Annotated in this window: 11 protein-coding genes; 7 read left to right on the top strand and 4 right to left on the bottom strand. The window is 60.1% G+C overall.

The window, feature by feature from the left end:
• Positions 1 to 84: 84 nt before the first annotated feature.
• The 3 genes from SIC14_RS20520 to SIC14_RS20510 all read left to right on the top strand — a co-directional run bounded on the left by SIC14_RS20520 (position 85) and on the right by SIC14_RS20510 (position 4,365).
• Positions 85 to 1,401, top strand: a complete 1,317-nt coding sequence (locus tag SIC14_RS20520) for an enoyl-acyl carrier protein reductase FabMG (RefSeq protein WP_412563760.1) — start codon at positions 85 to 87, stop codon at positions 1,399 to 1,401.
• A 166-nt stretch (positions 1,402 to 1,567) separates the two neighbouring features.
• Positions 1,568 to 2,764, top strand: coding sequence for a pyridoxal phosphate-dependent aminotransferase (locus SIC14_RS20515; RefSeq protein ID WP_412563759.1), 1,197 nt, complete (start codon positions 1,568 to 1,570; stop codon positions 2,762 to 2,764).
• Entirely contained in the window at positions 2,761 to 4,365 is a 1,605-nt protein-coding gene (locus tag SIC14_RS20510; protein WP_412563758.1) for a 5-guanidino-2-oxopentanoate decarboxylase, read from the top strand. Before SIC14_RS20515 ends, SIC14_RS20510 begins: the two co-directional genes overlap by 4 nt.
• 1 nt (position 4,366) lies before the next feature.
• On the opposite strand, the gene SIC14_RS20505 is transcribed toward SIC14_RS20510, so the two are convergent.
• A complete protein-coding gene (locus SIC14_RS20505; RefSeq protein ID WP_412563757.1) occupies positions 4,367 to 4,990 on the bottom strand; it encodes a TetR/AcrR family transcriptional regulator in 624 nt (207 codons plus the stop codon).
• Positions 4,991 to 5,312: 322 nt separating this feature from the next.
• On the opposite strand from SIC14_RS20505, the gene SIC14_RS20500 reads away from it, so the two are divergent.
• On the top strand, positions 5,313 to 8,102 hold the full coding sequence (locus tag SIC14_RS20500) for a bifunctional aconitate hydratase 2/2-methylisocitrate dehydratase (protein WP_412563756.1): 2,790 nt from the start codon (positions 5,313 to 5,315) through the stop codon (positions 8,100 to 8,102).
• 138 nt (positions 8,103 to 8,240) lie between these two features.
• Entirely contained in the window at positions 8,241 to 8,897 is a 657-nt protein-coding gene (locus SIC14_RS20495) for a class I SAM-dependent DNA methyltransferase (RefSeq protein ID WP_412563755.1), read from the top strand.
• A gap of 19 nt (positions 8,898 to 8,916) precedes the next feature.
• On the opposite strand, the gene SIC14_RS20490 is transcribed toward SIC14_RS20495, so the two are convergent.
• From SIC14_RS20490 to SIC14_RS20480, 3 genes are read right to left on the bottom strand one after another with little or no spacing between them, the layout of a single operon-like run.
• Complete coding sequence (locus SIC14_RS20490) at positions 8,917 to 10,002, bottom strand: ABC transporter substrate-binding protein (protein WP_412563754.1); 1,086 nt, start codon at positions 10,000 to 10,002, stop codon at positions 8,917 to 8,919.
• Entirely contained in the window at positions 9,969 to 11,354 is a 1,386-nt protein-coding gene (locus tag SIC14_RS20485; RefSeq protein ID WP_412563753.1) for a sensor histidine kinase, read from the bottom strand. The genes SIC14_RS20490 and SIC14_RS20485 overlap by 34 nt, the downstream gene beginning before the upstream one ends.
• The gene (locus tag SIC14_RS20480; protein ID WP_412563752.1) at positions 11,355 to 12,023 is read right to left on the bottom strand and encodes a response regulator transcription factor; all 669 of its coding nucleotides are present in this window, start codon (positions 12,021 to 12,023) and stop codon (positions 11,355 to 11,357) included. It lies immediately after the preceding gene.
• 135 nt (positions 12,024 to 12,158) lie between these two features.
• Between SIC14_RS20480 and SIC14_RS20475 the strand changes: the two genes are divergently transcribed.
• Positions 12,159 to 13,124 (top strand): Bug family tripartite tricarboxylate transporter substrate binding protein, encoded by a 966-nt coding sequence (locus tag SIC14_RS20475; protein ID WP_412563751.1) that lies wholly within the window; start codon positions 12,159 to 12,161, stop codon positions 13,122 to 13,124.
• Complete coding sequence (locus SIC14_RS20470; RefSeq protein ID WP_412563750.1) at positions 13,124 to 13,564, top strand: tripartite tricarboxylate transporter TctB family protein; 441 nt, start codon at positions 13,124 to 13,126, stop codon at positions 13,562 to 13,564. Before SIC14_RS20475 ends, SIC14_RS20470 begins: the two co-directional genes overlap by 1 nt.
• The last annotated feature ends 6 nt before the right edge of the window (positions 13,565 to 13,570 follow it).

Raw genomic sequence — 13,570 nt, 5'->3', positions numbered from 1 at the left:
GCGCTTAAAAGAGCCGCGAAACCCCTTGGGGCCTGCGCCGCAGTTGGGTAAAACGATCTCAAAATAACCATTTGGAAAATGATGATGACCACTTCGATTCCTCTTCAGTCGCTGAGCGAGAACACTCTGTTCCGCGAAGGTGACGTCTTTGTTCTGTTCGGCGAACTGTTTGGTCGCGGCTATGCGACCGGTCTGCTGGATCAGGCCAAGGCCGCTGGCATGTCGGTGATCGGGATCACTGTGGGCCGCCGTGAGGACGATGGCAGCCTGCGCGCTCTCACCACAGAAGAACATGCAGCCGCCGAAGAGAACCTGGGCGGCAAGATCATCAATGTGCCGCTGATGGCGGGCTTTGACATGGATGCGCCCGAAGGCACCGCCACCCCCACCGATCTGGTCAATGAGATGACCATCGATGGCTGGCAGGAACACAAGCTGGACTGGGATCATCTGGCGAAATGCCGTGAGGCAGGCACCGAGCGTTTCAAAACCGCACTGGCCGAGATCATGGCCCAGCTGGACGGGATGATCCCGGCTGGCAAAAACGTGTTTTTCGCCCACACCATGGCCGGTGGTATCCCGCGCGCCAAAGTGTTCATGGCCATTGCCAACCGCATCTACAAAGGCCGTGGCAAACGTCACATGCCGTCGCAGGCGCTGTTGGACAGCGATCTGGGCAAACTGATCCTGCAGAACTTTGACGATGTGACGGCCAACAGCTTTGGCCATTTGCTGGACGCCTCGGCGGCGATCCGCAACCGCATTGAAGCGGAAGGTGGCGAAGTGCGCTACACCGCTTACGGCTACCACGGCACCCGCGTGTTGATTGGTGGCGAATACCAGTGGCAGACCTACACCAGCTACACCCAGGGCTACGCCAAGATGCGTCTGGAAGACCACGCCAAAGCGGCTTGGGACAAAGGTATCAAGGCCACCGTCTTTAACTGCCCCGAAATCCGCACCAATTCGTCGGATGTCTTTGCCGGTATCGAACTGTCGCTGCTGCCGCTGCTGACTGCGTTCAAAACCGAAGGTGGCGGCGCTTGGGCCGATGCACTGTGGCAACGTTGTCAGGACCTGTTGAAAGACGGTGTTCAGCTGGAAGACGTTCTGACCAAAGTCTCCGACTATCAGAAATCCGAACTGATGCAGGGCTTCTACAACTTCCCTGCCTGGCCGATGCAGAACAGCGCCGATCAGGTTGAGGCAACCGTTGGCACCTCGCAAGAGATTGTGGAGATGCACGAGAACCGCAAAGAGCTGATTTCGGACGAGTTGAGCCAGCACGTGCTGAGCGCGACCGGTGAGCTGATCTTCACCGAAACCAGCGCCCCCAGTGGGCCGGTTCTGTGGCTGGACCACGACATGGTGGCTCAGGTACTGCTGCGCGCCAACGGCTAAGCCCGCCAGACAAGATTAGATTGACGGCCTCTCCCGCATGGGAGGGGCCGTTTTTTGTGGCCGTATTTTGCGACAGGAGCTTCGGAGAGAGGGGAGGATTGACATGTAAAATTATACGAACGTATAACAATTGTAATTGCGAAGATTGAGAAGAGGATGTGGTCCGATGCGATTTGCGGATGTGACACGGCGATTGGCTGGGCTTGGGGGCGCGAAATGGGCGGTCTATTCCGAAGCCCGCGCGCGGATTGCCAAGGGGTCAGACATCATCGAAATGACCATTGGTGAACCGGACGTGCCGGTCCCCGCCGATCTGGTTTCCGCCACCGTTGACGCCCTGCACGCGGGTCGCACGGCCTATTCCAATGGCCGTGGTGAGGCCGCATTGCTTGACGCATTGGCCGCCCGTTACTCGGCGCGTTGGCCGCGTCGATTTATCCCTGAGAATTTCCTGACCTTCCCCGGCACCCAGACCGCGCTTTATGCCTGTATTGCCGCAATGGCAGAGGCGGGGGATGAGGTGCTGGTCGGTGATCCGATGTATGCCACCTACGAAGGTGTCATCCGTGCCTCGGGCGCGGAGGTGGTGCCGGTGCCGCTGAGGGCGGAACACGGGTTTCGCATGCAGGCGGCAGACCTCGCCGCCCGCATTACCCCGCGCAGTCGGGCGATCCTGCTGACCTCACCGCACAATCCCACGGGGGCGATCCTGACAAAGCAGGATCTACAGGCCATTGGGGAACTGGCAATGGCCCACGACCTCTGGATCCTGTCGGATGAGGTCTATGAGGAGCTGGTGTTCGACGGTGTTGCCTATACCTCGCCCCTGGCATTGCCTGAAATTGCGGATCGGGTGGTTTCGGTCGCCTCAATCTCCAAATCCCATGCGGCGCCGGGGTTCCGGTCCGGTTGGTGTGTCGGGCCTGAGGCATTTTGCGCGGCGCTATTGCCGCTGTCGGAAACCATGCTGTTTGGCAACCAGCCCTTCATCGCAGATATGACCACCAAGGCGATCCGCGATGGCTCCTCTGTGGCGGCAGAGATGACCGGTCGCTTTCAGGCCCGCGCGCGCCGCTTGGCCGAGAGGGTCACGGCCGCAACCACGCTGAACGTGGCGATGCCGGAGGCGGGGATGTTCTGCCTGATTGAGACCACGGCAACCGGCATGGCAGGGGAGGCTTATGCCTGGGACCTGCTGGATCACGGCGTTGCTGTGATGCCCGGCACCTCTTTTGGCGACGGGTTGCACCACTGGGTGCGGGTGGCGCTGACCATTGAGGATAGTGCTTTTGACCATGCGGTGGAGCGGATCATCCGCCATGCCAGAGCCCACGGTGCGGTGCGGCAGGAGGAGGCGGTATGAGCACATCGGTCACACAGCAAACCGTTGGTGAGGCGCTGGTTACTGGCCTGAAGGCGCGTGGCGTCACACATGTTTTTGGCATCCCTGGCGTGCACACGATTGAGCTTTACCGTGGGCTGGCGCGTTCCGGCATCCGCCATATCACGCCGCGCCACGAACAGGGGGTGGGGTTTATGGCTGATGGCTATGCTCGTGCCTCTGGCAAACCCGGGGTGGCTTTTGTCATTACCGGACCGGGGCTGACCAATGCGGTAACCGCGATGGCACAGGCGCGTGCGGACTCTGTGCCGATTCTGGTGGTTTCAGGGGTGAATGCAGGACCGTCGCTGGGCAAGGGCTGGGGGCATTTGCATGAGCTGCCGGACCAAGGCGGGCTGATGGCGCAGGTCGCCCTGACCTCTCAACATGTTGCTACGCCGGAGGAACTTAACGAGGCGCTGGACCGGGCCTTTGCCCCGTTTACAGCTGGCCGTGCAGGGCCAACACATATCGAGGTGCCGCTGGATGTGATGGGGCAGACGGCTGTTGATCTGGCAGAGGTCGCGCAGGGGGCTGCGCCACCCGTTTTGCCCGATCTGTGCGCCGCTTTGACCAAGCTGGAGGACGCAAAACAGGTTGTGATTCTGGCTGGCGGCGGGGCGAAACATGCGACAGCGTTGCGAGATCTGGCAGAGCGGCTGGACGCCCCCGTTGTGCAGACGGTGAATGGGCGCGGGGTGATGTTTGACCATCCGCTCAGCGTGCCCGCCAGCCCGAGCCTGACCGCGGTGCGGGATCTGATCCGGCAGGCCGACTGCGTTTTGGCGCTGGGGACCGAGCTGGGGCCAACCGACTACGACATGTATGAAATAGGCCGCTATCCCGCGATGCCCGGCCTGATCCGGGTGGACATCTGCCTAAAACAGCTGTCGCGGCGGTCGGCTTCGATCAGTATCGAAACCGACAGTGCAGCCTTTGTTGCAGCGGCGCTAGAGCGTCTGGCTGACCGGAAAGCCGCCAATGGGGCGGCCCGCGCTGAAACCGCACGGCAAGCGGCTTGGGAAGAGATCGGGCCGGACTATCGTCGGCAGGTCGAGGTTTTGAATGCAATCCGTGATGCCCTACCCAAGGCGCGGATTGTTGGGGATTCCACGCAGCCGGTCTATGCTGGCAACCTGTATTATGAACCCGACCGGCTGGACGGCTGGTTCAACTCGGCCACCGGATATGGCGCGTTGGGCTATGCCATTCCTGCGGCGATCGGGGTGGCGCTGGCCGATCCTGACAGCCCGGTGATCTGTCTGACGGGGGATGGCGGGGCGCAGTTTTCCCTGACCGAAATGATGGTCGCCCAAGAGGAAGGCCTGCCGGTTCTCTTTGTGATCTGGAACAATGCCGGCTACCGTGAAATTGCCACCGCGATGGAAAGCGCCGAGGTTGAGGTTGTTGGCTGCACACCGACGCCACCGGATTTTGCCCTGACCGCGCAGGCCTTCGGGATGCGCTATGCCAAGGTTGCCGATGTCGCCGATCAGGTGACCACTGCGCTGACAGCTTTGGCGCAAGGGCAGGGGCCCGCTATTCTGGAGGTCACAGCGCCCGTCTGGCGGTCCAAGGGCTAAGTCACTGCAACGGCAGGTCGAGGAGCCTGCCCACTGCCTCCAGCCCGATCTCGGCCAGTTCCCCTGTGGCAAAGGCATCCGGTAAGGCGCCGCCTTCCAACCACAGCCCGTCAGCCACCGCGTTGCAGGCAATGGCCAGTCGTCGCAACTCGGCCGTCGAAGGATCGCGCCCAGCCTCCCGCAGGGCGGCGGCAATCAGACCTTCCAGTTTGTCACGGAAATAGACGTAGCTTTCGGCGTGGATCTGGCGCATCTCCGGCTCTGCCGGGACGCGGCTCATGAAACCGGACCACAGTGCCAGCGCGCGCGGTTCCACCACCGGCGGCTCCAGCGAGGCGCGTAGGAAACCTGCCAGCCGCGCCTTAGCATCCACGCCGCCGCCGCTGGCTTCGGCCAGATCGGTGAGGCTGCGCATGTGATAGGCAAAGGCGGCCTGGATCAGCGCCTCTTTGCTGTGGAAATAGTGCCGTACCAGGCCCTGTGTGACCGCGGCCCGGTCGGAAATCGCCCGCACGGTGGCCCCCGCCACCCCCTTTTCGGCCACCAGATCAAGGGTGGCCTGGATCAGTGCCTCTTTGCGCACCTCTGCGCCTTCGCGGGTAAATTTGCGCCGATCTGTGGTCACGGGCGAGCTCCTTTTGCACTTTGGTCCTATTCAAAATGAATAGAGGCGAGTTGCAAGGGGTTCGCTTCGCGCCGAAAACCCTGTAGAGCAGGCGCACCTGATGACAGTGCCGTTTGGTCCCTGCCAAACCGGTCCCGCCGCAGCCGCCCGCATGTCCAAATTGTAACGCGATTTGATGGGCTGAGGCAGATTGGCGCGACCGGCATTCTTGCAAGTTTGTCTTGTTTGGTATACAGCGGCATACAATGAGCGCCTCCAGCTCGCCAAACGGCTTGATCCTGCGGGGTCGGGTCGCAGCCAAAACTAAATCGCTAGGATCGTCATGAGCTTGTACACAGACTACCTGAATGAGATTTCCACCCGTAAAGAGCAGGGTTTGAACCCTAAGCCGATTGATGACGGCGCTCTGGTGGAAGAGCTCATTTCGCAGATCAAAGATCTGGAAAATGAGCACCGCGCAGATTCGCTGAACTTCTTCATTTACAACACCTTGCCCGGCACCACGAGCGCCGCGGGTGTGAAGGCGAAGTTCCTGAAAGAGATCATCCTGGGCACCGTGTCCGTTGAAGAGATCTCGGCCGAGTTTGCTTTTGAGCTGCTGTCGCACATGAAGGGTGGCCCTTCGGTTGAGGTGCTGCTGGACCTGGCACTGGGCGCGGACGAATCTGTTGCCAAAGCCGCCGCAGGCGTGCTGAAGACTCAGGTCTTCCTCTATGATGCGGATATGGCCCGCCTGCAGGACGCGCTGGACGCGGACAATGCAGTTGCCAAGGATCTGCTGGAAAGCTACGCCAAAGCCGAGTTTTTCACCAAGCTGCCGGACATGGATGAAGAGATCGAGATCGTGACCTTCATCGCGGGCGAAGGGGACATCTCGACCGATCTGCTGTCGCCAGGTGCCGAGGCGCACAGCCGCGCCGACCGTGAACTGCACGGAAAGTGCATGATCACTGAAGCTGCACAGAAGCACATCGAAGAGCTGAAGCTGCAACACCCGACCAAGCAAATCATGCTGATCGCGGAAAAAGGCACCATGGGTGTGGGTTCGTCGCGGATGTCGGGCGTGAACAACGTGGCGCTCTGGACCGGTAAACAGGCGTCGCCCTATGTGCCGTTTGTGAACTACGCCCCGATCGTGGCTGGCACCAACGGCATCTCGCCGATCTTCCTGACCACCGTGGGTGTGACCGGCGGTATCGGTCTGGATTTGAAAAACTGGGTTAAGAAAGTTGATGAGGACGGCAATGCCATCCTGAACAACGACGGCAACCCGATCCTTGAGCAGAAATACTCGGTTGAGACCGGCACCGTTCTGAAGATCAACACCAAAGCCAAGACGCTGCTGAGCGAAGACGGCGAAGAGCTGGCTGATGTGTCCGCTGCCTTCACCCCGCAGAAAGCCGAGTTCATGAAGGCGGGCGGTTCTTACGCCATCGTCTTCGGCAAGAAGCTGCAGACATTTGCCGCCGAAGCGCTGGGCATTGAGGCCACTCCGGTCTTTGCCCCGTCGAAAGAGATCAGCCATGAGGGCCAGGGTCTGACCGCGGTTGAGAAAATCTTTAACCGCAATGCGGTTGGCACCACTCCGGGCAAAACCCTGCACGCCGGTTCGGATGTGCGTGTGAAGGTCAACATTGTTGGCTCGCAGGACACCACTGGTCTGATGACCATGCAGGAACTGGAAGCCATGGCCGCGACCGTTGTGTCGCCCATCGTCGACGGCGCCTATCAGTCGGGCTGTCACACCGCGTCGGTTTGGGATGTGAAGGCGCAGGCCAACACCCCACGTCTGATGAAGTTCATGAACGACTTCGGTCTGGTCACTGGTCGTGACCCGAAGGGCGAATACCACGCCATGACCGACGTGATCCACAAGGTGCTGAACGACATCACCGTGGATGACTGGGCGGTCATCATCGGCGGTGACAGCCACACCCGTATGTCCAAAGGCGTGGCCTTTGGTGCAGACTCGGGTACGGTTGCATTGGCGCTGGCCACTGGCGAAGCTTCCATGCCGATCCCTGAGTCCGTGAAGGTGACCTTCAAGGGCAAAATGGCCGATCACATGGACTTCCGTGATGTGGTGCACGCGACGCAGGCGCAGATGCTGGAACAGCATGGCGACAACGTCTTCCAGGGCCGCGTGATCGAAGTGCACATCGGCACGCTGCTGGCGGACCAGGCCTTCACCTTCACTGACTGGACTGCAGAGATGAAGGCGAAAGCCTCGGTCTGTATCTCCAACGATGACACGCTGGTTGGCTCGCTGGAGCTGGCGAAATCGCGCATCCAGATCATGATCGACAAAGGCATGGAGCATGAAAATGGCATGCTGGCCAAGCTGATCGCCATCGCAGATGCCCGCATCGCCGAGATCAAATCGGGTGACAAACCGGCCCTGACCCCGGATGACAACGCCAAATACTTCGCCGAAGTTGTGGTGGATCTGGACCAGATCGTTGAACCGATGATCGCCGACCCTGACGTGAACAACGCGGATGTTTCCAAGCGCTACACCCACGACACCATCCGTCCGATCAGCTACTACAAGGCTGAGAAGAAGGTGGATCTGGGCTTCGTTGGCTCCTGCATGGTGCACAAGGGCGACATCAAGATCGTGGCTCAGATGCTGAAGAACCTGGAAAAAGCCAACGGCAAGGTCGAGTTCAAAGCGCCGCTGGTTGTGGCCGCACCGACCTATAACATCATCGATGAGATGAAGGCCGAGGGTGACTGGGAAATCCTGCAGAGGTACTCGGGCTTTGAGTTCGACGACATGTTCCCGAAAGAGAAAGCCCGGACCGAGTACGAGAACATCCTGTACCTCGAACGTCCCGGCTGTAACCTCTGCATGGGCAACCAGGAAAAGGCCGCTAAGGGTGACACCGTTCTGGCCACCTCGACCCGCCTGTTCCAGGGCCGTGTAGTTGCTGACAGCGCCACCAAGAAAGGTGAATCGCTGCTGGGCTCTACCCCGCTGGTTGTTCTCTCGGCGATCCTGGGCCGCACGCCCACGCTGGAAGAGTATAAGGTCGCCGTTGAAGGCATCGACCTGACCAAATTTGCCCCGCCACTGGAAAAGCCGGCCGGCGCACGCTCGGTCCACTTCTAAATTACAACTGAGGTCTTCTCGGTAACAGCCCTTCCCGGAAACGGGGAGGGCTTTTGCGTTTCTGCGACCCGAGCAATGAAATATGGATTTTTGCCGCCCAACCGTTAGCCTGAAACGCAGGAGACGCGGGAGGGCGACATGAGTGGTGCAGAAAAAGAGGATAAGGCGGGGCTGGTGTCGCTGCGCGCGGGCAGCACGGACAGCGGTGTGGTGGAAGACTATTATGACAGCTGGGCCGCCAGCTACGATGAGACGCTGAAGGACTGGCGCTATGCCACCCCATCGGATGCGGCGGATTTGCTGGTGCCTTTGTTGCCCACTGGGGCAGCGGTTCTGGATGTGGGCTGCGGCACCGGTGGCATGGGGGCCGAACTGGTGCGTAGGGGGCAGTTCGACATAGACGGGCTTGATATCTCGACAGCATCGCTGGCTTTGGCGGCCGAACGGGGCTGCTACCGCGCTTTGACCCAATGTGACCTGCAAAAACTGCCACTGCCTGCGGCGGATAGCAGCTATGAGGCGGCGGTCTCTGTTGGGGTACTGACCTACATCGAAGATGGCGCGGCCCTGATGCGGGACCTTTGCCGCATCGTGCGCCCGGATGGGATGATTGCCTTCACCATGCGTTCGGATCTTTGGGCGGTGCGGCGCTATCCGAAGCTGCTGAAGGATCTGGCGGCGGCGGGTCTGTGGTCAGTGCATCATATTTCTGCCCCACTGCCCTACCTGCCGGGGAACGAGGATTTTCAGGAGGACATCAAGGTCATCCACACGCTGTGTCGTGTTCTGGGTTAGGGGGCTTATCGCGGGGCGCTCAGTTCAGCCGCAAAGCCCCTTCCCAGGCGGCAATGAACCTGTCACGCATCAGGCGATCCAGATTGGCCAACAGGGTGACCCCAAACCGGATCGGCCGCAGCGGCCCGCCACTGGCAGCGTCATAGCTGCTGAGCGGCGGGAAGGCGGTTTCTGACGCGATTTTGGACTGCCCCTCAGCGCTGAGCAGATAGTCCACAAAACTGCCCGCCAGTTCTGGGCTTTGCGCATTGGCCGGGATCAGCGCCGAGCGCATCACCACATGGGTAAAGTCCTGCAGCCTCAGGATTTGCCCACCCCCTTGCTGATCCAGACGTGATTTTGCGTAGCTTTCCAAAACGTTATAGGCCAGATGCAATTCGCCTGTGCCAATATCGTCCAGCATTTCACTGGAGCAACAATAGAGCTGCGGGTCCAGAGCGCCCATCACCTCGGCCAGACGCCAATAGGCTTCGGACCGGTTGGCATCCTGTGTTCCCAACAGATAGCCGGTGCCGACGGTGCGAATGTCATAGGTGCCCACCTTGCCCGAAAACCGGTCGGGATGATCGCGCATCAAGGCAATCAGCTCTTGCCGGGTGTGGGGCAGGGGGAGGCCCTCAAATCCACGCTCCGAAGTCACTGCCACAATCGGTTCGGCGGTGAACCCAAAGACCTCATGGCGCCAGCGTGACCAGGCCGGGGCGGCGCGGCTGGTGCGGCTTTGGTGATCCTGCGCCAACCCGTCGTTGGCCAGTTTCATCTGCAGGTCCATGGCAAAGGAAATGGCCACGTCAAACGCTACTTCCTGCGCCGCCACCGCTTTGTAGAGCTCTCGTGACGAAACCTGCGTGTAGTCCACACTCACCGTCGGGTTGCGCATCTGGTAATCACGGATCAATGGCTCAAAAGCAGACAGGTCGGTTACCGACAAAAGGCGCAGCTCGGCCTGTTCCATTGCGCTGTCAAACCGGACATGCGCCTCAATCTCAAACGCCTGCGCCTGCGCCTGCGTCTGTGCCTGCGCCTGCGTCTGCAGTGGCAGGAGGCCCAGCAGAGAAATACACAGGGACCTTAGGACAGGCAGGGAAAGGACAGCTCTGCACATGTGCCGCGCTCCTCATTGTTGGAGAGGTACAGCTGCCCGCCATGCGAACGAGCCACTTCGTTGACAATCGACAGCCCCATGCCAGTGCCGACAATCCCAGCGGTTTCCGGACCACGTTTGAAACGGCCAAACAGTTGTTTGGGGCTGACATCACCCAGACCGCGCCCCTGGTCACGGATAGTGAGTACTACGCTGTCTCCGTCGCATTGCAAATTAAGGTCGATCCGGCTGTCAGGGTCCGAGTATTTGATCGCGTTGTCGATAAGATTTCGCAGGGAAATCTCAATCATCAGCACGTCACCCTGAATGTCAAAACAGGGGCCTTGGGCGGTGAAATGCATCTCGATGTCTTTCAGATCCGCCGTCGGGAACAGGGCGTCATAGGCCTCTTGGACCTTGGTTTTCAGATCCATCCGCTCCAGCGGGGTGGAGTCTGAGCGTTGGGTCACCGTGGCATAGGCCAGCAACTGGCTGGCAGAGCGGGCGCTTTCCTCAACCGAGAACAGGACTTTGCGCAGTGCGCGGCGGGTGTCGTCACATTCGGTGCGCCGTAGCGCAATCTCGGTTTCGGTCTTAACCGTCGAAAGAGGGGTGCGGATATGGTGGGCGGCTTCGGCAATAAAGGTTTCCGAACGGCGCAGGGAATGGCGCAGGCGGCGAATAAAGTCGTTCAGCGCCGAGGTCAGCGGGGTCAGTTCCACTGGGGTGGGCTGACGCAAGGGGCGCAGGTCATTGGGGCCACGTCGCTCAACCGCGCCGGTCACATCGCGCAGGGGCCGCAGCGCCTGTTGCGCTGTAATGGCCCCCAGACCCGCCAATCCCAGAAAAATACCAGCGGAAATCAGGATCGCCCAGGCGGCAAAGCGGTCTGCCACCGCCTGTTGCGCGTCCTGGGTCTGCCCGATCAGGATGGTGACCTCCTGCAGCTCGGAACCCGCCGGCGCAGAGGAGTTCAGCACTACCGCACGCAGGTCAAATCCGCGGTAGCCCAGCGAAAAGGAATATGGATCGCGCACCCGCCGGGTGGCGTCGGGCGGCAGGAAATCCTCATATCCGGTGATCGATTGGCCGTTCACCCGCACATTGTAGAAAATCCGGTCCTGCGCGGCGGTTTCCAGAATGGCAAAGGCAGAGTGTGGCAGTTTGACGATGACCTGATCCCCGCTGGAGCCGATCTGTTCCGCAATGGTATTGGCGGCGGCGCGCAGCAGGTTGTCTTGGGTCGCTTCGGCGGTCTGGAACGCGACAAAACGAATGGCAAGAAACAGGCAGATCGAAGCAAGCGCTCCCAACAACAGGTGCGACAGCGCCAGACGGCGCTGGATCGATCCGGCTTGGGGTGCGCGCACCATCTAACCGCGCTCCGACAGGCGGTAGCCAAGCCCGCGCACGGTTTCAATCTGCGCGCGGCTGCCATCCAGCTTTTTGCGCAGGCGGGCGACATAGACCTCGATCACATTTTCCGAGATCTCCTCGGCGCTGGAAAACAGGCGGTCACCGATCTGCACCTTGGAATAGATCCGATCAGGACCGGAGAAGAATATCTCCAATAGCCGCATTTCGCGGTTGCGCAATTCTCGGGGTTCTCCGGCCACTTTGACCTCGGCCCGCAGCGGATCGAATTCTAAGTCGGCAAATTGCTGAACATTGTGCGAGGCGCCGCCCCGGCGGCGCAGCACGGCACGACAGCGGGCTTCAAGTTCGGCGAAGTTCACCGGCTTTGAGATATAGTCATCCGCCCCGGCATCCAGCACTTCGACTCGGGAGGAAACGTCAGATTGTGCTGTCACCGCAATGACAGGTACATCGTTTCCGGCAGCGCGGCACTGGCCCAGAAACCGGCGTCCATCGCCATCTGGTAGCGTCAGATCCAAGAGCACAATGTCATAGCTGGAATAGGCAAGGTAATCCTGCGCCTCCCCCAAAGATCCAGCCATATCAATAGCATGGCCGTCCATTGCCAGGCGTGTGCTGACGGCTTCGGCAAGGTTTTGGTTATCTTCAACCAGTAGGAAACGCATGAATCTCACTCGCGACAGGTCGGTGACAGGTTACCCCCATACTATCGGAGGTGTCAGGATTCTGAGCGGCGGAGGAACACCGCGAATCCTGTCTGAAATCAAATAGATGTGCAATGCACATTGGGAGGAAAAATGATGAATCGCAAATTTGCGTCCCTGGCTGGCGCTGTAGTCATGAGCTTCGGCGTCACTGGCGCAGCTTCGGCCGCAGAATGTATCGCACCGGCAAACCCGGGCGGTGGCTGGGACTTCACCTGCCGTCAGATCGGCAAAATCATGCATGACATCGGTGCTGTTGATAAGCCTGTTCAGGTGACCAACATGGCCGGTGGCGGCGGTGGTCTGGCCTTTACCCACGTTGTGACTGAACGTGGTGATGACGCAGACCTGATCGTTGCGGCCTCTTCGGCAACCTCGACCCGTCTGGCCCAGAACGCGTATGCAGGCATGACGGCTGACCAGGTTCGTTTCGTGGGTGCCATCGGTGCAGATCCGGGCGTTGTGGTTGTGGCTGCTGACAGCCCCTACCAGTCGCTGAACGATCTGGTTGACGACATCAAAGCAAACCCCGGCAAGCTGGCCTTCGCTGGCGGTTCCGCTGTGGGTGGCTTTGACCACCTGAAGCCGCTGATGATCCTGCAGCGCGCAGGTATCGAAGACGTAAAAGCCGTGAAGTACATCGGGGTTGACGGTGGCGCAGACGCCATCACCCAGACCGTTGGTGGTTTCACTCAGGCGATGTCGGGCGACATGTCCGAAATCGTTGGCTTCCTGAAGTCGGGCGACGTGCGCGCCCTGGCCGTTCTGACCGAAGAGCGTGTGCCCGGCTTTGAAGACATCCCGACCGCCAAAGAGCAAGGCATCGACGTGGTCGCGGTGAACTGGCGTGGTCTCTACGTTCCCAAGGACGTAAGCGACGACACCTTCAACATGTGGGCAGACCGCCTGCAGAAAGTTGCTGACAGCGCTGAGTGGCAGGAAGCCATGGCCGCAAATGGCCTGGCCCCCTTCACCAAAGTTGGCGGTGACTTCCAATCCTACGTAGACGGCGTGGTTGCGGAAATCCGTACCCTGTCCAAAGAAATTGGAGTGATCCAGTAATGATCTCTGACCGTATCTTCGGAGCGGTCGTCACTCTGGTGGCGCTAGCATACATCGCTAGCGCCACGCAGATTCAGACGAGCTTCCTCTCGGATCCGGTGGGTCCAAAGACCTTCCCGATGCTGATTGGTGCCGTTGCGGCCATCTGTGGCATCATCGTGGTACTGCGCCCCGATGAAGACCCTGAATGGCCCCAGCTGCAAACGCTCGGCGCGCTTTTGTTCTCGGTTATCGTGCTTGTGTGTTATGCCTACGCGTTGAAGCCTCTCGGCTTCCTGCTGCCTACTGCTGTGACGGCTGCCATCCTCAGCTATCAGATCAGCCCCCGACCCGTGCCTGCCGCCCTTGCTGGTGCTGGCCTCTCGCTGGGACTGTTCGCTATCTTCAAATTTGCGCTGGGCCTAAGCCTCTTCGCATTGCCCGCCGCATACTACGGCTAGGGAGAC

It is taken from the genome of Thalassobius sp. MITS945101, from assembly GCF_047123305.1.
Classification (GTDB): Bacteria; Pseudomonadota; Alphaproteobacteria; order Rhodobacterales; family Rhodobacteraceae; genus Thalassobius.
Note: the sequence above shows the minus strand (reverse complement) of the source record. Positions and strands in the feature narration are given on the sequence as shown.